General features: G+C 69.1%; 22 protein-coding genes. 14 read left to right on the top strand and 8 right to left on the bottom strand.

The genetic code is table 11. The annotated features are described in order from the left end of the window. Positions 1-49: 49 nt before the first annotated feature. Entirely contained in the window at positions 50-1,543 is a 1,494-nt protein-coding gene (locus IH45_RS0111450) for a glycosyltransferase family 87 protein (protein WP_030665514.1), read from the top strand. Between the two features lie 75 nt (positions 1,544-1,618). Here IH45_RS0111450 and IH45_RS0111445 read toward each other — a convergent pair whose 3' ends face one another. The 3 genes from IH45_RS0111445 to IH45_RS0111435 form a co-directional block, all read right to left on the bottom strand. Continuing rightward, complete coding sequence (locus IH45_RS0111445; protein ID WP_030665511.1) at positions 1,619-2,650, bottom strand: alanine racemase; 1,032 nt, start codon at positions 2,648-2,650, stop codon at positions 1,619-1,621. A 59-nt stretch (positions 2,651-2,709) separates the two neighbouring features. Then, complete coding sequence (locus IH45_RS0111440; protein WP_030665508.1) at positions 2,710-3,828, bottom strand: lipid II:glycine glycyltransferase FemX; 1,119 nt, start codon at positions 3,826-3,828, stop codon at positions 2,710-2,712. Between the two features lie 128 nt (positions 3,829-3,956). After that, a complete protein-coding gene (locus IH45_RS0111435) occupies positions 3,957-4,274 on the bottom strand; it encodes a hypothetical protein (protein WP_030665506.1) in 318 nt (105 codons plus the stop codon). A 230-nt stretch (positions 4,275-4,504) separates the two neighbouring features. Here IH45_RS0111435 and rpsF point away from each other — a divergent pair, with 230 nt between their 5' ends. The 4 genes from rpsF to rplI all read left to right on the top strand — a co-directional run bounded on the left by rpsF (position 4,505) and on the right by rplI (position 6,263). Further along, positions 4,505-4,795, top strand: coding sequence for a 30S ribosomal protein S6 (gene rpsF, locus IH45_RS0111430; RefSeq protein WP_003978891.1), 291 nt, complete (start codon positions 4,505-4,507; stop codon positions 4,793-4,795). A 78-nt stretch (positions 4,796-4,873) separates the two neighbouring features. Further along, a complete protein-coding gene (locus IH45_RS0111425) occupies positions 4,874-5,455 on the top strand; it encodes a single-stranded DNA-binding protein (RefSeq protein ID WP_030665504.1) in 582 nt (193 codons plus the stop codon). A gap of 106 nt (positions 5,456-5,561) precedes the next feature. Beyond that, positions 5,562-5,798 carry a 30S ribosomal protein S18 gene (gene rpsR, locus IH45_RS0111420; protein ID WP_003978893.1) on the top strand — a complete coding sequence of 79 codons (237 nt, stop codon included), beginning with the start codon at positions 5,562-5,564 and terminating at the stop codon, positions 5,796-5,798. Between the two features lie 18 nt (positions 5,799-5,816). Next, positions 5,817-6,263, top strand: a complete 447-nt coding sequence (gene rplI, locus IH45_RS0111415) for a 50S ribosomal protein L9 (protein ID WP_030665502.1) — start codon at positions 5,817-5,819, stop codon at positions 6,261-6,263. A gap of 83 nt (positions 6,264-6,346) precedes the next feature. Here the strand turns inward: rplI and IH45_RS0111410 are convergent, their stop codons facing one another. After that, positions 6,347-7,225, bottom strand: a complete 879-nt coding sequence (locus tag IH45_RS0111410) for a trypsin-like serine peptidase (protein ID WP_030665500.1) — start codon at positions 7,223-7,225, stop codon at positions 6,347-6,349. A gap of 39 nt (positions 7,226-7,264) precedes the next feature. Then, entirely contained in the window at positions 7,265-8,602 is a 1,338-nt protein-coding gene (locus IH45_RS0111405; protein WP_030665498.1) for an MATE family efflux transporter, read from the bottom strand. Between the two features lie 465 nt (positions 8,603-9,067). On the opposite strand from IH45_RS0111405, the gene dnaB reads away from it, so the two are divergent. Further along, positions 9,068-10,540: a replicative DNA helicase gene (gene dnaB / locus IH45_RS0111400; protein WP_030665495.1), complete on the top strand. Its 1,473-nt coding sequence runs from the start codon at positions 9,068-9,070 to the stop codon at positions 10,538-10,540. A gap of 359 nt (positions 10,541-10,899) precedes the next feature. Here dnaB and def read toward each other — a convergent pair whose 3' ends face one another. Next, the gene (gene def, locus IH45_RS0111395) at positions 10,900-11,562 is read right to left on the bottom strand and encodes a peptide deformylase (protein ID WP_030665493.1); all 663 of its coding nucleotides are present in this window, start codon (positions 11,560-11,562) and stop codon (positions 10,900-10,902) included. Between the two features lie 110 nt (positions 11,563-11,672). Here def and IH45_RS0111390 point away from each other — a divergent pair, with 110 nt between their 5' ends. After that, positions 11,673-12,251 carry a helix-turn-helix domain-containing protein gene (locus tag IH45_RS0111390; RefSeq protein ID WP_030665491.1) on the top strand — a complete coding sequence of 193 codons (579 nt, stop codon included), beginning with the start codon at positions 11,673-11,675 and terminating at the stop codon, positions 12,249-12,251. 52 nt (positions 12,252-12,303) lie between these two features. After that, on the top strand, positions 12,304-12,702 hold the full coding sequence (locus IH45_RS0111385; RefSeq protein ID WP_030665489.1) for a hypothetical protein: 399 nt from the start codon (positions 12,304-12,306) through the stop codon (positions 12,700-12,702). Here IH45_RS0111385 and IH45_RS0111380 read toward each other — a convergent pair. After that, positions 12,699-13,115 (bottom strand): MerR family transcriptional regulator, encoded by a 417-nt coding sequence (locus IH45_RS0111380; RefSeq protein WP_032917202.1) that lies wholly within the window; start codon positions 13,113-13,115, stop codon positions 12,699-12,701. The two genes, IH45_RS0111385 and IH45_RS0111380, sit on opposite strands and share 4 nt — an antisense overlap. A 101-nt stretch (positions 13,116-13,216) precedes the next feature. On the opposite strand from IH45_RS0111380, the gene IH45_RS0111375 reads away from it, so the two are divergent. The 3 genes from IH45_RS0111375 to IH45_RS0111365 all read left to right on the top strand — a co-directional run bounded on the left by IH45_RS0111375 (position 13,217) and on the right by IH45_RS0111365 (position 15,624). Next, the gene (locus tag IH45_RS0111375; protein WP_234440504.1) at positions 13,217-13,726 is read left to right on the top strand and encodes an amidohydrolase family protein; all 510 of its coding nucleotides are present in this window, start codon (positions 13,217-13,219) and stop codon (positions 13,724-13,726) included. A gap of 65 nt (positions 13,727-13,791) precedes the next feature. Next, the gene (locus tag IH45_RS0111370) at positions 13,792-14,889 is read left to right on the top strand and encodes a DNA polymerase III subunit beta family protein (protein WP_030665483.1); all 1,098 of its coding nucleotides are present in this window, start codon (positions 13,792-13,794) and stop codon (positions 14,887-14,889) included. A gap of 18 nt (positions 14,890-14,907) precedes the next feature. Further along, positions 14,908-15,624 carry a hypothetical protein gene (locus IH45_RS0111365; protein ID WP_030665480.1) on the top strand — a complete coding sequence of 239 codons (717 nt, stop codon included), beginning with the start codon at positions 14,908-14,910 and terminating at the stop codon, positions 15,622-15,624. A gap of 92 nt (positions 15,625-15,716) precedes the next feature. On the opposite strand, the gene IH45_RS0111360 is transcribed toward IH45_RS0111365, so the two are convergent. Next, a complete protein-coding gene (locus IH45_RS0111360) occupies positions 15,717-16,145 on the bottom strand; it encodes a MerR family transcriptional regulator (RefSeq protein ID WP_030665477.1) in 429 nt (142 codons plus the stop codon). A 381-nt stretch (positions 16,146-16,526) separates the two neighbouring features. On the opposite strand from IH45_RS0111360, the gene IH45_RS0111355 reads away from it, so the two are divergent. The 3 genes from IH45_RS0111355 to IH45_RS0111345 all read left to right on the top strand — a co-directional run bounded on the left by IH45_RS0111355 (position 16,527) and on the right by IH45_RS0111345 (position 20,636). Then, positions 16,527-17,894, top strand: a complete 1,368-nt coding sequence (locus IH45_RS0111355; RefSeq protein WP_030665475.1) for a serine hydrolase domain-containing protein — start codon at positions 16,527-16,529, stop codon at positions 17,892-17,894. A gap of 237 nt (positions 17,895-18,131) precedes the next feature. Further along, positions 18,132-19,286, top strand: coding sequence for a pyridoxal-phosphate-dependent aminotransferase family protein (locus IH45_RS0111350; RefSeq protein ID WP_030665472.1), 1,155 nt, complete (start codon positions 18,132-18,134; stop codon positions 19,284-19,286). Between the two features lie 591 nt (positions 19,287-19,877). Further along, positions 19,878-20,636 carry a TetR/AcrR family transcriptional regulator gene (locus IH45_RS0111345; protein WP_030665470.1) on the top strand — a complete coding sequence of 253 codons (759 nt, stop codon included), beginning with the start codon at positions 19,878-19,880 and terminating at the stop codon, positions 20,634-20,636. Positions 20,637-20,703 lie beyond the last annotated feature (67 nt).

Raw genomic sequence — 20,703 nt, 5'->3', positions numbered from 1 at the left:
CCGGGGGCTTCTCCGCGTTCGGCCCAGGACCGTACGGCAGGATGGGCGCATGACGAGCGTGGGACAGGACGACCCCGTACGGCCGACGCGGCGGGACGAGGTGGCGGCTGCCGGCAGCGAGCTGATCGGCGGTCCTGCCGGACGGCGCGCCTTCTTCCGCACGGGCTGGTGGCACCCGGTACGCATCGTCGCGCTGGTCGCCATCGGGATGTTCGCGCTCGGCATGGTGCAGAAACTGCCCTGCTACGGCAGCGGCTGGTTCTTCGGCGCCACCAGCCAGTACACCCACGCTTGCTACTCCGACATCCCGCACCTGTACGCGGGGCGTGGCTTCGCCGACGGGTTGATCCCGTACTTCGACAAACTGCCCGGCGACATGGAATACCTCGAATACCCGGTGTTGACCGGCGTGTTCATGGAGGTCGCCTCCTGGATGACTCCGTCCGGGGGCTCGATCCAGCAACGTGAGCAGATCTACTGGCTGGTCAACGCGGGGATGCTGATGGCGTGCGCGGCGACTCTCGCCGTCTGCGTGGCCCGGACCCACCGTCGCCGACCGTGGGACGGCCTCCTGGTCGCCCTCGCACCTGCCCTCGCGCTCACCGCGACCATCAACTGGGACCTGCTGGCCGTCGCCCTGACCGCTGTCGGGATGCTCATGTGGTCGCGCAGCCGGACCTTCGCGGCGGGCGTGTTCATCGGACTGGCGACTGCCGCGAAGCTGTATCCGGTGCTGCTGCTCGGGCCGCTGCTCATCCTGTGCTGGCGGGCCGGACAGTGGCGCCCCTACGGCAAGACTGTGACCGGAGCCGCTGCCGCGTGGCTGGTGGTCAACGTGCCGGTGATGATCACGCATGACGCGTCCGGCTTCCACATCAGAGAGGGCTGGGCGAAGTTCTACAGCTTCAGCCAGGAGCGGCCCATCGACTTCGGCTCCATCTGGCTGCTCATCTCCCAGCGCACCGGTGATCCGCTGGAGGACGCGAACACCTACGCCACCTTGCTCATGATCCTCGGCTGCGGCGCTCTGGCCCTGCTGACCTTCTACGCACCGCGCCGGCCGCGGTTCGCTCAGCTTGCCTTCCTGGTCGTCGCGCTCTTCATCCTCACCAACAAGGTCTACTCGCCGCAGTACGTGCTGTGGCTGATCCCGCTCGCCGCACTGGCGCGGCCACGCTGGCGCGACTTCCTGATCTGGCAGACGTGCGAGGTCATGTACTTCCTCGGCATCTGGATGTACCTCGCCTACACCGGCAACGGCGACAAACACCAGGGGCTTCCGCTGGAGGGCTACCAACTGGCGCTGGTGCTCCACCTGTTGGGGACGCTGTATCTGTGCGCGGTGGTGGTGCGTGATGTGCTGCTGCCCGAGCGGGACGTGGTACGCAGGGACGGCGAGGACGACCCGTCGGGCGGGGTGCTGGATCACGCACCCGATGTCTTCGTGCTGGGCCGCGCGCATCAGCTGTCACGGCACGCGGTGCAGTTCGAGGGGGCAGCGCAGGTGCGCTGGGGTGTGGCCGGCGACTCCGTCCACCGGTAGCCACACGAACCGAACGGGCCCGGTGCCGCAGAGCAGGTCTGCGATACCGGGCCCGATGTCTTCGTGGAGGGCGGCTCAGCGGTCCACGAGGCGGTCGTACTGCGTCGTGGTGTGCCGCAGATGCGCCACCAGCTCCTCGCCCACCTGCGGCTCGGGGGCGTCCCCCGGCACGAAGAGGATGGAGACCTGCATGTGCGGGGGCTCGGCGAACCACCGCTGCTTGCCCGCCCACACGTACGGCGAGAGGTTGCGGTTGACGGTCGCCAGGCCCGCGCGGGCCACGCCCTTGGCGCGGGGCATCACACCGTGCAGCGCCTTGGGCGACTCCAGGCCCACACCCTGCGACGTACCGCCTGCCACCACGACCAGGTAGCCGTCCGAGGCGGCCTTCTGCTGGCGGTAGCCGAAGCGGTCGCCCTTGCCGACCCGGGTGACGTCCAGGACCGAGCCGCGGTACTCGGTCGCCTCGTGGTCACCGAGCCACAGGCGCGTGCCGATCCGCGCGCGGAACCGTGTCTGCGGGAACTGCTGCTGGAGACGGGTCAGCTCATCGGCCTTGAGGTGGCTGACGAACATGGTGTGCAGCGGCAGGCGGTTGGCCCGCAGCCGGTCCATCCACCCGATGACCTCCTCCACCGCGTCGGAGCCGTCGGTACGGTCCAGCGGCAGGTGGATGGCGAAGCCCTCCAGCCGTACGTCCTCTATGGCTGCGGCCAGCTTCGGCAGGTCCTCCGGCAGGACGCCGTGGCGCTTCATGCTGCTCATGACCTCGATGACGACCCGGGCGCCCACCAGGCCGCCCACGCCCTCGACCGAGGAGACCGACCGGATGGCACGGTCCGGCAGCGGAACCGGCTCCTCACCGTGCCGGAACGGTGTCAGCACGAGCAGGTCGCCGCTGAAGAAGTCCTTCATGCGGGCCGCCTCGTAGGTCGTCCCGACGGCGAGGATGTCGGTGCCGAGGAGGGCCGCCTCCTCGGCGAGACGTTCGTGCCCGAAGCCGTAGCCGTTGCCTTTGCAGACCGGGACGAGCCCTGGGAACTGCTGCTGGACGTTCTGCTGGTGTGCCCGCCAGCGCGCGGTGTCGACGTAGAGGGTGAGCGCCATGGCCGGGCCCGGAACCTTTCTCGTAGCTGCGTTGCGGTCGAAACAGAGAGGTGGAGAGGTCAGCGGCGGGACATGTAGATGTCGAGCGCCTTGTGCAGGAGCTTGTTGAGCGGGAAGTCCCACTCGCCGAGGTACTCGGCTGCCTGCCCGCCCGTGCCCACCTTGAACTGGATGAGGCCGAAGAGGTGGTCGTTCTCGTCGAGCGAGTCGCTGATGCCGCGCAGGTCGTAGACGGTGGCGCCCAGCGCGTAGGCGTCGCGCAGCATCCGCCACTGCATGGCGTTCGAGGGGCGGACCTCACGGCCGATGTTGTCCGAGGCACCGTAGGAGTACCAGACGTGGCCGCCGACGACCAGCATCGTCGCGGCGGAGAGGTTCACACCGTTGTGCCGTGCGAAGTACAGCCGCATGCGGTTGGGGTCCTCGGTGTTGAGGGCCGACCACATGCGCTGGAAGTAGCCGAGCGGCCGCGGGCGGAAGCGGTCGCGCTCCGCGGTGATCTCGTACAGCCGCTGCCACTCGGGCAGGTCCTCGTAGCGCCCCTGGACGACCTCGACGCCGGCCTTCTCGGCCTTCTTGATGTTGCGGCGCCACAGCTGGTTGAAGGCCTTGTGGACGTCCTCCAGCGAGCGGTTCGCCAGCGGCACCTGGAAGACGTAACGGGGCTGTACGTCACCGAAGCCGGCCCCGCCGTCCTCGCCCTGCTGCCAGCCCATCCGGCGCAGCTTGTCGGACACCTCGAAGGCGCGCGGCTCGATGTGGGTGGCCTCGATGTCGCGCAGCCGCTTGACGTCCGGGTCCTGGATCCCGGACTTGATCGCGGCGGCATCCCAGCGCCGAATGATCACCGGCGGGCCCATCTTCACCGAGAAGGCGCCCTGCTGCTTCAGATGCGCCAGCATCGGCTTCAGCCAGTCCTCCAGATTCGGGGAGAACCAGTTGATCACCGGGCCCTCGGGCAGATACGCGAGGTACCGCTTGATCTTGGGCAGCTGACGGTAGAGGACCAGGCCCGCGCCGACCAGCTGACCGGTCTTGTCGAACCAGCCCAGGTTCTCCGAGCGCCATTCGGACTTCACATCGGCCCATGCCGGGACCTGCATGTGGCTGGCCGAAGGCAGGCTCTGGATGTACGCCAGATGCTGCTCTCGGCTGATGGTCCTCAGGGTCAGGCTCATGCGGGGCGCTCCTCGGCAGGTTTGTCCCCAGGGTCGGGGCTCCGGCTCTCGCGCCGAAGCCTACTGCGACAGGGGAGCGCCCCGTTTGGGCGAAGGGGGGTGGAGCCCCGGCGCCCACCCGGGCCCGGCTAGCCGAGAAGCCCGCCGAAGAGGCCGCCGTGAGCCATACCGAGGAAGAAGCCGACCGCCGCGGCACCGAGCCCGATGATCAGCAGGAAGCGCTCGCCGGTCGTCGCGGAGATGAACTGACCCCACGCCCCGGTGCCGATGCCGATGAGCCCCGTCCAGGAACTCAGCAGGTGAAGGTGGTGAAAGTGGGCGGTGAAGAAGGCGACCAAGCCGAAGACCAGCGTCACGGCGACCAAGGTGTTCTCGACCGGATGGGTCTTGCCGTCGCTGTTCAGAAGAGAGAGGAGGCCATGCTGCGGCCGGACTGCCTGTGCCATGCGACACCTCCGATGACAGGGCGGCGAACTGTAACGCCGCTCACACCCGTTGTGTTCCAGATTGGGGGGATCAGCCTCCGGATTTCAACCGGAGGCCCGGCGGCGGGTACTCTGTACAGTCTGCGCCCATGTCTGCCCAGGTCTCCTGGCCCGGCCGGGTGCGGAACGCATCATGACCCTCCTGCCACGGAACGACCGTGGCCGCTGAGTCCAAAGGAGGTGGGTTCAACATGCGTCACTACGAGGTGATGGTCATCCTCGACCCCGATCTCGAGGAGCGCGCTGTCTCCCCGCTGATCGAGAACTTCCTCTCCGTCGTCCGCGAGGGCAACGGAAAGGTCGAGAAGGTCGACACCTGGGGCCGTCGTCGTCTCTCGTACGAGATCAACAAGAAGCCCGAGGGCATCTACTCGGTCATCGACCTGCAGGCCGAGCCTGCGGTCGTCAAGGAACTCGACCGTCAGATGAACCTGAACGAGTCGGTCCTCCGGACCAAGGTCCTCCGTCCCGAGACCCACTGAACGCATCAGCGTCAGCGGTGACCGGGTTCGAGTAGCCACACCAGCAGCCAGCAGCACACCCGCCGAGAGGTTCCCCTAATGGCAGGCGAGACCGTCATCACGGTCGTCGGCAATCTTGTCGACGACCCCGAGCTGCGCTTCACCCCGTCCGGTGCGGCGGTTGCGAAGTTCCGCGTCGCATCCACCCCCCGCACCTTCGACCGCCAGACCAACGAGTGGAAGGACGGCGAGAGCCTGTTCCTGACCTGCTCGGTGTGGCGTCAGGCGGCGGAGAACGTCGCCGAGTCCCTCACGCGGGGTACCCGCGTGATCGTGCAGGGCCGCCTGAAGCAGCGGTCGTACGAGGACCGCGAGGGCGTCAAGCGCACGGTCTACGAGCTCGACGTCGACGAGGTCGGCGCCAGCTTGCGCAATGCCACGGCCAAGGTCACCAAGACCTCGGGCCGCGGTGGCCAGGGCGGCGGCTTCGGCGGCGGCCCGCAGGGCGGTGGCCAGGGTGGCGGCGGCTGGGGCGGCGGCCCCGGCGGCGGCCAGGGCGGCGGTGCTCCCGCCGACGACCCGTGGGCGACCGGTGCCCCTGCAGGCGGCGGCCAGCAGGGTGGCGGCGGCGGCTGGGGCGGTGGCTCCGGCGGCGGCTACTCGGACGAGCCGCCCTTCTAGGTCCGACGACCGGTCCGTACGCACGCTGTTTCACGTGAAACAGCGTGAAACGGCCGGGGGCCTGAGGGCGACAGCACAAACTTCTTGAACTCACTGGAGAGAGACAATGGCGAAGCCGCCTGCTCGCAAGCCTAAGAAGAAGGTTTGCGTGTTCTGCAAGGAGAAGATCTCCTACGTCGACTACAAGGACACGAACCTGCTGCGGAAGTTCATCTCCGACCGCGGCAAGATCCGTGCCCGCCGGGTGACCGGCAACTGCACCCAGCACCAGCGTGACGTCGCCACGGCCGTGAAGAACAGCCGTGAGATGGCGCTGCTGCCCTACACCTCCACCGCGCGATAAGGGAAGGGTGACCGACTCATGAAGATCATCCTCACCCACGAGGTCTCCGGCCTCGGCACCGCCGGTGACGTCGTCGACGTCCGTGACGGGTACGCCCGTAACTACCTGGTCCCGCGTGGTTTCGCGATCCGCTGGACCAAGGGTGGCGAGAAGGACGTCGCGCAGATCCGCCGCGGTCGTAAGATCCGCGAGATCGCCACGATCGAGCAGGCCAACGAGATCAAGGGCCAGCTCGAGGACGTCAAGGTGAAGCTGGCCGTGCGCGCCGGCGACGCCGGCCGTCTGTTCGGCTCGGTCACGCCGGCCGACGTCGCCTCGGCGATCAAGGCTGCCGGTGGCCCCGACGTGGACAAGCGCCGCGTCGAGCTCGGCTCGCCGATCAAGACCCTGGGCTCGCACCAGGTGTCCGTGCGTCTGCACACCGACGTCGTCGCGAAGCTGGGCGTCGAGGTCGTCGCCGCCTGATCGCAGCGGTCGTAGCACCACACCGAAAGGGCCGCACTCCGGAAACGGGGTGCGGCCCTTTCGTGTGCTCGTCAGCGTGCTCGTCAGCCCTCGGCCTCGTCCTGCGCCCGCTTGTAGAGGTCGGCGACCTCGTCACCGAAGTACGCGGCGTAGGACACGTCGTCCTCGTCGCCGCCACCTTCGTGGCCGCCCAGAACGCCGATCACCGTGCCCGTATGGCTCTTGGGGTCGTAGTCGGCGAGCCAGGGGCTGCCGCTGGTACCGCCCGCGAAGTCGGTGCACTGGACGCGCATCTGTGTGTCGCTGAACTTCGTCGTGCGGTTGTGGCAGGAGATCGGTGTCTCGCTGCTGGTGGGATAGCCGGTGATCTTCACATCGTTGTCGAAGCCGGGATCGATGCCGAGGGTGTTGCCACCCAGCACGTCCTGGATCTGCTTGCCGTCCTTGCTGTCGAGCACGAGGAAGGCGACGTCCATGTCCTCGTCCTGGGACTTGGCCCAGCGGTCGTCGACGACGACCTTCCTGACCTTCCACAGACCGGTCGGTTCTTTGCCGTCGCGGTAGTCGGGTGCGAAGACCAGGTCCGCCACGGGTCGGCCGGTCTCGGCGTCGAAGGCACAGTGCGCCGCGGTGATGAGCATGTTCCGGCCGGGGCTCTGCACGACACTGGCGGTGCAGAAGTGATCGCCGGAGTCGTCCTTCTCGAAGATGGCACCCACCCGGGCGTTCTGCTCGGTGCTGCGCGGGGTGTACGCGCTGCCGTCGTCGGCGGGTGCCGTGGCGGACGGGTCCTGGTCCTGGGGGTCCTTGTCCGCCTCCCCCGATTTGCCGAATCCGCTCCTGATGGTGCCGCCGCCGCGGCTGCTGGTGTCGGCTTCGTGCGAGGCGTAGCCCACTATGACGCCGGCCCCGATGACGGTCAGCGTCAGGGGCAGAACGATCTTCCTGGCAAGCGGGCGCACACGGTCATTATCGACATGGCCGGTTGACTTGGGGTGTCTTCAACGCGAGGCTCCGGTCACAATCCATCGGCCCGACCGGGTGCGTGTCCACAATGTCAGCATCCGCACGGTCATCATCAGGGCCATGGCCCACCACAGGGCGGTCAGGCCGCCACCGGCGACCGGCACCAGCAGTGCGGCCGGGGCGAAGAGGGCCAGCGTCACCAGCATCGCCCAGGCGAGGTACGGGCCGTCGCCCGCGCCCATGAGAACCCCGTCGAGAACGAAGACGATCCCGGAGACCGGCTGGGTGACGGCGACGACCAGGAGCGTGGGCAGCAGCACGTCCTTCACGGTGGGGTCGGTGGTGAACAGCGGCATGAACAGGGGCCGGGCGAGCACCACGAGCAGGCCGAGCACCACGCCGGAGGCGATGCCCCACTGCACCATGCGACGGCAGGCCGCCTTGGCCCCTGCCACGTCGTCGGCTCCCAGATAGCGGCCGATGATGGCCTGGCCGGCGATGGCGATGGCGTCCAGGGCGAAGGCCAGCAGCTGCCAGAGGGTGATGACGATCTGGTGGGCGGCCACCTCGGCGTCGCCGAGACGTGCGGCGACGGCGGTCGCGATCATCAGGACGGCGCGCAGCGAGAGCGTACGTACCAGCAGCGGCACTCCGGCCTGGGCACTGGCGCGGATCCCGGCGGCGTCCGGCCGGAGCGAGGCACCGTGCCGTCGCGCACCTCGTACCACGACGAACAGATAGACGGCGGCCATACCGCACTGGGCGATGACGGTGCCCCAGGCGGAGCCGGCGATGCCGAGCCCGGCGCCGTAGACGAGCGCGATGTTCAGGGCGGCGTTGACGGAAAAGCCGCCGACGGCGACGTACAGCGGGGTCCTGGTGTCCTGGAGGCCGCGCAGGACACCGGTGGACGCCAGCACCATGAGCATCGCCGGGATGCCGAGGGCGCTGATGCGCAGGTAGGTGATGGCGTACGGAGCGGCGGTGGCGGAGGCGCCGAAGACGTCGACGAGCCAGGGCGCGGTGGGCAGGACGGCCGCCAGAACGGCCGCGCCCAGCAGGAGCGCGAGCCAGATGCCGTCCACGCCCTGCCGGATGGCGGCGGAGCGGTCACCGGCGCCGACCCGCCGGGCGACGGCGGCGGTGGTGGCGTACGCGAGGAAGACGAAGACGGAGACCGCGGTGGTCAGCAGCGGGGCGGCGACGCCGAGCCCGGCGAGCTGCCGGGTGCCGAGGTGGCCGATGACGGCGCTGTCGACCATGACGAAGAGGGGCTCCGCGACGAGCGCGCCGAAGGCGGGCAGAGCGAGCGAGATGATCTCGCGGTCGTGGCGGCGGTCGGTGCGCCGCGGCGTCGCGGGGGCCTGTGTCATGCTGCCAATCTAATCTTCCACAGGTAAGTGACACAACTGCTTAGCGATCCTTACTCCGCGCCGGGCGGAGCGTTCTGCTCCGTGGCGTTTGGGTCGATCATGAACAGGTTCCCCAAGTTTTTCTCCCCCACAGCCTATGGATGACGAAAGTGCAGGTCAGCGCGCCTGTGGCCAGCTGATTGTGTGTTTGTCCACAGCGGTGTCCCCCGTGCCGTGCACAGGATCGGCGCACTTCTCCACAGGATCGGGTCCATCGTCCACATGGCCTGTGGATAACCAGATTGGCGGACGGTGTCGTCGGGCCTACCGTAGTCCGGCGCCTGGCCCCTGTTCCGGTCCGAGAACCCACCCGTACTCGACGCGCCGTAACCGGAGCCGGGCCTCTCGCTTTGTCAGAGCTGTGCCGTAAGAAAGAAGAGCACAGCAAGGTCCGCGCTGCGGACGGGAGGAGGTGCCGGGGTGAGCATGCCCGAGCCCGTGGAGGACCCCTGGGCGGATGCCGGCCCCAGCGACCGGCTGCCCGCCGCGCGCTCCCGCCGAGGCGAGGGCAAGGGGCGTGGCCGGGACGACCGGCGCGAGCGCGGCGATGAGGAGGGCGGCTGGGCCCCCGGCGGCTTCGAGCGCGTACCGCCGCAGGACCTGGATGCCGAGCAGTCCGTGCTCGGCGGCATGCTGCTGTCGAAGGACGCCATCGCCGACGTCGTCGAGGTCCTCAAGGGGCACGACTTCTACCGTCCGGCCCACGAGGTGATCTACCAGGCGATCCTCGACCTGTATGCGAAGGGTGAACCGGCCGACCCCATCACGATCGCGGCCGAGCTGACCAAGCGCGGCGAGATCGGGCGGGTCGGCGGCGCGTCGTACCTGCACACCCTCGTCCAGTCCGTACCGACGGCGGCGAACGCCGAGTACTACGCCGAGATCGTCCACGAACGGGCGGTCCTGCGGCGGCTCGTCGAGGCCGGCACGCGGATCACGCAGATGGGATACGCGGCCGACGGCGATGTGGACGAGATCGTCAACAGCGCCCAGGCGGAGATCTACGCCGTCACCGAGCAGCGCACCAGCGAGGACTACCTGCCGCTCGGCGACATCATGGAGGGCGCGCTCGACGAGATCGAGGCGATCGGCTCCCGCCAGGGCCAGATGACCGGCGTGCCGACCGGATTCACCGACCTGGATTCCCTGACCAACGGTCTGCACCCCGGCCAGATGATCGTCATCGCGGCGCGACCCGCGATGGGTAAGTCCACCCTGGCGCTCGACTTCGCCCGAGCGTGTTCGATCAAAAGCAATCTGCCGAGTGTGATCTTCTCGCTCGAAATGGGACGCAACGAGATCGCGATGCGTCTGCTGTCCGCCGAGGCACGGGTGGCCCTGCACCATATGCGGTCCGGCTCCATGACGGACGAGGACTGGACCCGGCTGGCCCGCCGGATGCCGGACGTGTCGGCCGCGCCGCTCTACATCGACGACTCGCCGAACCTGTCGATGATGGAGATCCGCGCCAAGTGCCGCCGACTCAAGCAGCGCAACGAACTCAAGCTGGTGGTCATCGACTACCTCCAGCTGATGCAGTCCGGCGGCTCCAAGCGTGCCGAGAGCCGCCAGCAGGAGGTTTCGGACATGTCCCGTAACCTCAAGCTGCTGGCCAAGGAACTGGAACTCCCGGTCATCGCGCTCTCGCAGCTCAACCGTGGCCCCGAACAGCGTACGGACAAGAAGCCGATGGTTTCGGACCTGCGTGAGTCCGGTTCCATCGAGCAGGACGCGGACATGGTCATCCTCCTCCACCGCGAGGATGCCTACGAGAAGGAGTCCCCCCGCGCCGGCGAGGCCGACCTGATCGTGGCCAAGCACCGTAACGGCCCGACGGCGACCATCACCGTGGCGTTCCAGGGTCACTACTCGCGGTTTGTGGATATGGCGCAGACCTGAGGGACGCCTCGTAGGTCCTCGGATCTCGTGTCCGATTCTCAGGTGCGACGTCGGAGCGGACTCGGATCCGACGCGGAGTTGAGACTCTCTGTCCGGCAGGCCGACGCTTCCGAGGAGCGGGACCTGCCAGCTCGACCAGGACCGCCCCACGTGGTCACCTTCGACCAGTTCGGGCAGGGCCCTGGGGGTGGTGCCGAGGCCGAGCAGCCTGGAGTGCGGGAAAGTCAGCCGGTCACCGCACCTTGAGCGCGGCGGCCCGCGCCTTCGAGCGCTTGGTCGACCAGCATCTGCGGTGACGCGACTTCCGCGTACGGAGGAGCACCGGGAAGCGGAACCTACAGCCTGCCTCCGTCAAAGCCTCACCGGCCCAGTCGGGCGGCCTTCCGCACGCGGCGCGTGCAGACTTCCTCGCGACGGTCTGCCATCTGCCGCAGCGCTTCCTTGCGGTCCCGCTTGGACAGTCGGTCGAGGTACGTGTGGCCGAGAAGATGATCGGTCTCGTGCTGCAGGCATCGCGCGAAGTAACCCGTGCCTTCGACGGTGAGGGGGTTGCCGTCCTTGTCGAGGCCGCGGACGACGGCACGGTCCGTACGGGGGACCGTCATGGTGGCACCGGGTACGGACAGGCAGCCTTCGAAGGCGTCGATGAGTTGGCGGCTGCCGGGGCCGGGCAGGTCGAGGACCGGGTTGATGAGGTGGCCGACGTGCCGTATTCCGTCGTCGTCCGGGCAGTCGTACACGAACAGCCTTAGGTCGACGCCGACCTGATTGGCAGCCAAGCCGGCGCCGTCGGCCACATGCATCGTCAGGAACATGTCGTCGATGAGCGTGGACAACCCGGCGGTGCCGAAGTCGGTCACTTCCTGGCACGGACGGCTGAGGACTTCCTCACCGATCTCCGTGATCCGACGCACCGTGCCCCGCTCCGCCTCCGGAGAAAGAGCGGGATAGGCGTCGACGGGCCGACCCTGTACACGGGTTCGCCGGTCTGCGGCTTGGGACCGATCATGACGAACAGGCATCGTTGTCTCCCCTTTTGCGCACGTCATAGGTACCGCGGACGACACCGCGGCCGAGGTTCCCGAGCAAGGAGCACTTGCGAGGAGCTTTGCAAAGTAGCAGACTTTGCAAAGTGACTGACGATGACCTCACTGCCCGCCCTGTCAGGGCGCGGGACGTCGGCGCCGCGTTGCCCGAGCACGAGGTCCGTAGGGCCCTGCTCGACCTGCTGGCGGAAGTCGGCACGGTAACGGCGACGGACGCCGCCGCACGGCTGGGCTACAGTTCCGGGCTCTGCTCGTTTCACCTTCGGCAACTCGCACGTCACGGCCTCATCGAGGAAGCTCCGCACCGCGGGGGCCGCGCACGCCCCTGGCGCCTGACGCGGCATGACTCCACCCCGGGTACGCCCGAAGAGGAGCAGTTCGGGAACTTGGCGCGCGGCCTGGAGGACGAGAGCTGGCAGCGATGGGTCGCTCAACGTGACCGAGCTCCGGCTGAATGGCGTCACGACGAAGCCTTCAGCGCTGTCGCCTACCTGACGCCCGAGGAGATGAGCCGGGTCGCCGATGCCGTGCGGCGGACGCTCGCCCCGTATCAGGACCGCGAGCAGCGTCCTCTGGCCCGGCCTGACGGTGCCCGGCCGGTAGCGCTCATCACCCGGCTCTTCCCGTTGCTTTCGGATGCGGCGGGTGAAGGGGAACCGGAGTGAGAAGTCGGGGCTCGCCACCGGCCCTTCAACCGCGCCCTGGCATCATCACGGCATGACCCGGACTCTTCCGCGCACCATTCGAGCCGTCGGCACCGACCAACTCATCGAGCTGGAACAGGAAGCCGCCGTATGTGACTTCAGCCAGCGGCTTCCCGTTACCTGGCTCCAGGAGCACATCGCCCCGGAAGGGACGCACTACCTGTGGCCTGTACTCGTGCACGACCTCAGTCACCGCCCCGAGGTATCGCCGCAGTGGAGGTGTGAACTGCTGCTGGCCGTCAGGACCGGGGAAGAAATCTTTTCTCTGCTCGACATCCTGCCCGGCACCTTCGACAAACTGCCGGAGACGTTGGACGCGGCGTCCAAGACGGGCATCGCCCGCCGCATGGAACGGGCCGTGACCCAGGGCGAATGGGCGGCACGGGTGGCTGCTGAGACTGTGCGGGACTAGGAAGTCGCGCTCCCGCCCTTCCTGAGTGGCGCTGACGGTTCGCCGTTCGCAGGCACCGGTTCCTGTTGCGCCGTTGCCTTGTCGATGGTCTCGCGCAGAGCCTGTCGCGCGGCAGCGAGGTCGATGACTTGCTGGTCGAGAACGCGTAGTTGGTTGTGGAGGGAGTCGAGCACGCCTGGGCAGGGGTGAACGGCGGCGGTGCCGGTCGTGCAGGGCAGCACCTGGCGGATGATGCGGGTGGTGAGCCCGGCGTCGAGGAGGGCTCGGATGCGTCGTACGGCGATGACGTCGGGTTCGGCGTAGGTCCGGTAGCCGTTGGGCAGCCGCTCGGGGTGCAGCAGCCCCGTTCGCTCGTAGTAGCGCAGGAGCCGTTCGCTGGTTCCGGACCGCTCGGCCAGCTCTCCGATCAGCACGCCCCGTCCCCCTCGCTTGACCTTCCAACCGTGTCAGGGATCAACACTGGCCCCGCCTGCCCGCATTCCGTGGGCGGCTCGTACCACCGGAAGGCACTTGCGTGATCATCGACGGCCACAGCCACGTCTACGACCCGCTCGACATCCACCTGTCCGCGTTGGACGACGCGGGGGTGGACCGTACGGTCCTCTTCCCCACCCGGCCACATCCCGAACGGGCGACGGACCTGGTGTCCCTCCGCCATGAAATGAGCGTTCTGGGCCGGGCGTTGGCCGGAAGCTCCACCGACGGGTCCGGGGCGGGTGGGGACGATGGGTACGCCAAGGCGTGGCGGGAGCTGGATGCGGCACTGGCTGCTCAGCCGACGCGCTTCTTGGGCTTCGGGGCTGTTCCTTTGGGACGTACTGCTGACGAGATCGCCGCCTGGGTGGAGCGTGAGGTGGTGGGCCGAGGGCTGTACGGCATCGGGGAGCAGTTCCGGCTTGGGCAGGTGGTGACCGGAAGCAGGGCCGTACAACGCCCCACAGGCCGGCCGGCTCCGCGCTGGGATGAGTACGGGCTGCTGCGTGACCGAGTCCGGAGCTGGCTCGGCGGGTATCCCGGTAGGTGATCGAGGCGCGCTGTCCCGTCGGTGGCTTTGACCTTCGAGTTGCTTGAAGCCCGACAATCGCGTGCATGGGCGAGAGCGAGGAGCTGCTGAGCATCGGGGCGTTCGCGCGGTGGGTGGGGATGGCTCCCAGCGCACTGCGTTTCTACGACGACTGCGGTGTCCTGCGGCCCATCAGGGTTGATCCGGCGAGCGGATACCGGTTTTACGGAGCCGGGCAGAAAGGCCGGGGCGTGCTGCTGCGCCGGCTGCGTGAGGCGGGACTGCCGCTGGTGGATGTCAGGGTCGTGCTCGACGGCGGTGAAGCGGAAGCCCGTACGGTGCTCCGCGCGCACCTGGAGCGGACGCGACGGACGGCGGATGCCGCGCGGGTGCTGGTGGAGGGGCTGCTCCGGGAACTTCCGATGGAAGCGCCGGAGCAGCCCATGGGGCGGGCCGTTGTCGGAGGCGCGGAGCTGGCCAGTGCGGTACGGCAGGTGGGGCCCGCGGTGGCGGGCGACGAGACGCGGAATGAGTTCCCCGTCCTGGGGTGCGTGTTGATCGAACTCGGTGACGGGGAAGTGCGGCTGGTCGCCACCGATCGGTACCGGCTCGCGGTCCGCGTACTGCGGACCAGGACGGCGGGCGGAGGCCCGTGCCGTGTGCTCGTCGACATCGCGGAGCTGGCGGGCCTGGCGACCTGGGCGTTGCGTCAGCAGTACGTCGATGTCGAGGTGTACGGCGATGGCGGGTGCCTGGTCGGGGACGGCGGGGAGCGGCGTGCGTTCGTGGGGCGGACAGCGGAGTACCCCGACTACCGACTCGTGCTGGGTGGCCTGGACGACGTACGACATCGGGTCATCGTGGGCCGGGCGGTGTTGCGCGAGGCGTTTGCCGAGCGGGAGAAGGGCGCCGTGCTCACCGCGCGGTCCGGAGCGCAGGAGGCGGTCATCAGCGGAGGTGGTGGCAGTCCGGTCACGGTGAGCGCCGTGTGCACGGGCCCGTCGCTGCGGGTGGCTTTTGACCCGGCGGTGCTCGTACCCGCACTGGATGCGGGCGTGGGCCCCGATGTGCTGCTGGAACTCGCTTCCGGCACGGCACCGGTTGTCGTGCGATCCGCTGATCAAGGCAGCTTCACCACCTTGGTGATGCCGGTGCGGGAGCTTGTTTCACGTGAAACCGAGTGAGGACTGAGGAGAGAAACCGTGGACCCGGAGAATCACGTGGTGCGGCTGTGCGTGCGGGGTATGGGCGCGGAAGCGCGCGGTGAGGGCGAGGAAGCGCGACGGCTGTTCATGCAGGCCTGGGAGGACGCGGCTGACGACTACGAGGCATGCGTCGCTGCCCACTATGTGGCCCGGCACCAGACCACGCCCCAGGACACGCTGCGATGGAACCAGGAGTGCTTGGACCGGGCCGACCGGGTGGGTGACGAGCGCGTACGCGGCTTCTACGCCTCCCTGTACGCGAACATGGGGCGCGCGCATCGCGAGCTGGGTGAGACCGCGACGGCACATGCGTACTTCGTGCGGGCTGCCGAGCGGGTGCGGGACGTTTCCGAAGGGGACTACGGGATGTGGAACCGGTTCGCGATCGCGGAGGGGCTGCGGGAGACGGCCGCCTCGTCGACGACCGGTGACACGCCCGGGTGCCGGCAGCAGGCGGAATCGGTGAGCGAGTCGCCGACCGACGTGCTGCCCGGCCTGCTGGCCAGGCTGTGTGCACGGAACGACCTGAAAGCACTGGGGATGGTCCTGCCCGCATATCTGGGCGACCTGGGGACCGCGGAGGATCGGGCACGGCTCCGCTCGGCACTGCACATGGTGCATGCGGCGCGGTGGCTACCGGTGGAGGATCAGGCGGCTCTGGGTACGGCCATAGCGGTGTTGGCGGAGGGCAGCAAGGATCCGATTGCTGGGTGAGGTGTGACGGGTGACGGGTGACGGGTGAGTGGCGTGGGGCGCGCCGGGTCTCGGGCCTGCTTGGAGTCGAGGCCGGAGCCGGTACGGCGGGGTCATCCTTCGGGCGAGGTCAGCGCGCACCGTGGTTGGGGGCCACCGGGCTGGGCGGAGGCGTTGGCCAACTCGTCGAGTGCCTGTTCGGCGCGGACCAGCTGGCTGCGTACCTGGTCCCGCACGTCCTGCAGCTGGTCGATGCAGGTGTCCAGCTCGGCGAGCTTGCGGCGGTACACCTGGAGTGAAGCGGGACAGGAATCACCGGCCGGGTGGCCGGCACGCAGGCACTCCACGAAGGGCCGGGTCTCCTCCAGCTCGAAGCCGAATCGCTGCAGCATGCGGATCTGCTGGAGAAGCCGCAGGTCGGATTCGTCGTAGGTGCGGTGCCCGTTCGTCGTACGTTCGGCGTGCAACAGGCCGCGCGCCTCGTAGTACCGCAGGGTTCGGGTGGTGGTCCCGGCCCGCTCGGCAAGTTCTCCGATCCGCATTCTCCGTGCCCCCGTCCGGCCCGGTTCGGTGCTGGCCGGGCCCGCCATGTCGTTGACGGTAGTGCTTGGGGGCGTTGTTCACGAGAGCGGGCTCTGCTGAGTCCAGGTGGTGAGCGGCCCCGCTCGGGTGCGGAGCCGGGTGGTGAGCGGCCCCGCCCGTGTTCGGTGTCGGCGCGCGTGGACGGCCGACGTCGGGTTCGGGATTCCGGGGCGGTTCTGGAGGAGTGGGTGATGGGATGGGCTCGTCCATTGCCCGTGATCGTTGTTGAGCTGTCGAGGAGTGCCATGAGTGCGGAGTTGTCCGACGTGGCCCAGGGGTTGGCGTCGTCCGAAGCGGTGAGCGGTTCCGGAGAGAGTGGTGCGGAGCAGTTCGGGGCGCTGTTGCCGGATACACGGCGGGCGCTGTTCCGGCGCCTGGCCGTCGGGCAGGCGGAGGGGCGCGCGCCGTCGATGACGGGAGCGGTCGTACGGGGCGGGCAGGTGGCCTGGACGGGGGCTCGCGACAGTTCCGCCTCCGACGGCATCGGCGGTGTGGACGTGCAGTACCGGATCGGGTCGATCACCAAGACGTTCGTCGCGGTGCTGGTGATGCGGCTGCGCGACGAGGGGCTGCTGACGCTGGAGGACCGGCTCGGCGATCACCTGTCGGACAGCCCGGGCCCCGACGTGACGATCGCCCAACTGCTCTCGCACAGCTCCGGGCTGGCAGCGGAAGCCCGAGGGCCGTGGTGGGAACGGACGCCCGGCTCGCTGCGGCAGACGTCCGGTGACCTCTTCGGGGAGAACCCCCGCCGGCTGCCCGCCGGTCGGCGGTTCCACTACTCCAATCCGGCTTACGCCCTGCTGGGCTCGCTGGTCGAGCAGAAGCGGGGCGGGCAGGCCTGGGACGAGGTTCTGCGCTGTGAGGTGCTCGAGCCGCTGGGCATGACCCGTACGTCGCTTCTGGCGGAGGCGCCGCACGCCGATGGCTGGGCGGTGCACCCGTGGGCCGACGTGCTGCTGCCGGAGCCCGCCGAGGACACCGGGCTGATGGGCCCGGCCGGACAGCTGTGGTCCACGGTGGAGGACCTGGGACGGTGGGCGGTATTCCTGACCCACGGGGACGACCGGGTGCTCGGCGCCGCGACCCTGGCGGAGATGCGGACGCCGGCCGTACCGCCCGAGGGCGCGGAGTGGGATGCCGGCTTCGGGCTCGGCATCCAGCTCGCCCGTCGCAACGGGCGCCTGCTGTTCGGCCACTCCGGCTCCATGCCCGGCTTCCAGTCCGCCCTGTGGATCGACGCGGCGGAGGCCGTCGCCGGTATCGCTCTGACGAACTGCACGTCGGGGCCCGCGGTCAGCGCCATCGCGGCCGACCTGGCCGGAATCGTCGCGGACCGGGAGCCGCGGATCCCGGAGGCGTGGCGGCCACTGGCCGGGCCGCTGGACGAAGGCCTGCTGGCGCTCACCGGACCCTGGTACTGGGGTGCGCACCCGTACGTGCTGCGGCTGCGGGCCGACCGGGGCCTGGAGATCTCACTGATGTCGGGGCCGGGTGGCCGCGCCTCGCGGTTCCGTGCGGAGTCCGACGGCACCTGGACCGGGTTGGACGGTTACTTCGCGGGCGAGACGCTGCGCGTTGTCCGGGACGAGGATGACGGCTCGGTGAGCCACCTGGACCTGGGCACCTTCGTCTTCACCCGGGGCCCGTACGCGCCTGCCGGTCCGGTACCGGGCGGGGTCGACGCCGAGGGCTGGCGCGGACGCTGACAGCTCCGTCGGGCCCGGCCCTGGTGAGCGCCGTGACGGCGGGGCGGGCCCGACGGGAGCGAGGAGCGGGGCCGCTGAGGAGCGGGGCCGGTGAGGAGCGAACCGAGTCTGTACGAGGGGGTGGGGCCATACGGGCGTGGATCAAGCCCGTACGGCAAGGGTGACCACTCCGGACGTACAGTCGAGCCAGATATCAGGAGCCGCCGCACCGCGGCCCGCTACCGCTGGAAGGCCACCGTGACTGACGCGACCGCCGTGAACACGACCTCCGACGCCCCGAACCTGCTCGACCTGCCGCCGCTCACCGCCGGACACTTCGCGCGGATCGAGGACAAGGTCGCGGCACTCATGCGGACCCGGGCCGATGTGGTGGCCACGCAGGGCGAGGCACTGCTCCCGCTGGAGGCGTGCATCTGCTCCGCCGTGGGTCCCGGCAGCACCGCGCTCAACATCGTGACCGGCCCGTACGGCGAGACCTTCGGCGGCTGGCTGCGGTCCTGCGGTGCCGAGGTCATCACGATCAGCGCGCCGTTCACGGGTGCTGTACACCCGGAGCAGGTGGCCGAGGCGCTGCGCGAACACCCGGCCATCGACTTCGTGAGCCTGGTGCACGCCGAGGCGGCGACCGGCAACACCAACCCCGTCGCCGAGATCGGGGCCGTCGTACATGAGCACGGCGCGTTGCTGATGCTGGACGCGGTCGCCTCGGTGGGCGCCGAACCGCTGCTCACCGATGAGTGGGGAGTGGACCTGTGTGTGATCGGCGGGCAGAAGGCGCTGGCGGGCCCGGCCGGCGTGTCCGCCGTTTCCGTCAGCGCCCGTGCCTGGGAGCGCATCGCCGCCAATGAGCAGGCACCTCGCCGCTCCTACCTGTCGCTCCTGGACTGGAAGGAGCGCTGGATCGACGGGGGCCGTACCGCCCTGCCGCACGCACCGGCTCAGCTGGAGATGCTGGCTCTGGAGCAGGCCGTGGACCGTGTCGACGCGGAAGGGCTCGATGCGGTCATCACCCGGCACCGGGCGGCTGCCGCGGCGGTACGGGCCGGTGTGCGGGCGCTCGGTGCGCTCTCCCCGTACGTCCTGCGGGACGAGGACGCGGCCCCGGCGGCCACGACGCTGCGTGCACCTTCCGACATGGACGCCCGCGAGATCGTCTCCGCTGCGCTCGATGCGGCGGAGGGGCCGGTCGCAGTCCCCGTGCAGGCCGCCGCGGGTGCGCTCGCCAAGGAAATGATCCGCGTCAACCACTACGGCCGGGCTGCGGACCGGGGTGTGGTGCTGGCGTCCCTCGCGGCGCTGGCGGCAGGCCTGCGCGTGCTCGGCGTGACGGTGGACGGTGACGGGGCGGCCGCGGCAGCCGCCGCGGCATGGGACGAAGTCATGGCGGGCTGAGGCTCAGGCTGAGGTTCCCGGCGAGCGGCTGGGAGACTGAGCGCGCGAAAGCGCTTCAGGGGCGTCGTTTCACGTGAAACGACGCCCCTTTTTCGTAGGTGCTTGCCTGCGCTGTTTCACGTGAAACAGCGCAGCAGGGACCGCCCAGTGCCCAATGGCCGTACGGCTGAGCCAAGTTGAGCGGCCGCGGCGAGCCACCAGACGAGTAGTTGCGGGCAGGTGGGCTGTGCCGCGTCCCGTGCCGGTGCGGCCGTAACGGGTATCCACCAGTCGGCCGCACTCCCATGGCAGTCCGGGGGAGCCGGGGGCAGTCTGGACGTTGAGCACTCTCTGAGGGCCTTGGAGTGTCTGCGGACGCAGCAGGTTCGGTCAGTCGTCCGCCGGCACATGGCAGGCCACGCGCCAGCCTCAGCACCAGCCACTGAACCGGTCACCGCGCTGACCGCAGTTTCGTCCCGCCCCCATGCTCCGTACGCCACGACGCCAGCTCCTTGTGGATCATGGATTGAGACGACCTTAGAATCGGAACGAACAACCCGGTTGAACGTACGGAACGCTCGACCCGGAGATCGCTGGTTCCGAGGAGGCTCAGTGGCGGCGAGCGAGGAGGCCGTGCCTGCGCGGGCGGACGCGCGGCGTAACAGGGCGCTGGTCCTGCAGGCGGCCCGATCGGCGTTCGAGGAACAGGGGTTGGGGGTGCCGCTCGGGGAGATCGCGCGGCGGGCGGGTGTGGGCGCAGGTACCGTCTACCGCCATTTCCCTTCAAAAGACGCGCTGTTCAGGGCGACGGTCGCCGACCGGGTGCAGTTGTTCACGGACACGGCACGGGACTTGGTGGATGTCGAGGACCCGGTGGGTGTCTTCTTCCGGTTCCTCGCGTCGGTGGTACGGCTCGCGTCGAGCAACAAGGCGCTGTGTGACGCGTTGGAGGCTGCCGGAGAGGGTGCTTACGAGCCTTCGCCGCAGGCCGAGCGGGACTTCGGTGAAGCGCTGGGGGTCTTGCTCGTGCGTGCCCAAGAGGCCGGTGGCGTAAGGAAAGACGTCGGTCTCGACGATGTCCGGGCGCTACTGGTCGGGTGTCTGTCGATGGAACGGCGGCGTGGTGCGTCGGGGGCACAGGGCCGGGTGACGGCCTTGATGTGCGATGGGTTGCGTGCTCACAAGGGCGTGACGAAACTGCCCAGACAGGCGGCGGAGCGTAACGAAACGCTGTGCGAGGGATGCGGTGGGCCGGTTTCCCCGGCTCGTACGGGACGACCTGCCAGGTACTGCGGTGGTGCGTGCCGACAGAAGGCGCACCGGGCCAGGGCCCGCGCGCGTACGCGTGACGGAAGTGGTGAGAGCGGCTGACAGCGCACGGCGGGTGCGGGCCCGGCACTCGTACTCGCCGGGCCTTGAGCGCGCCACCCGCCCACCG

It is taken from the genome of Streptomyces rimosus subsp. rimosus, from assembly GCF_000720725.1.
Classification (GTDB): domain Bacteria; phylum Actinomycetota; class Actinomycetes; order Streptomycetales; family Streptomycetaceae; genus Streptomyces; species Streptomyces rimosus_A.
This window is presented reverse-complemented; position numbering and strand designations above follow the sequence as displayed.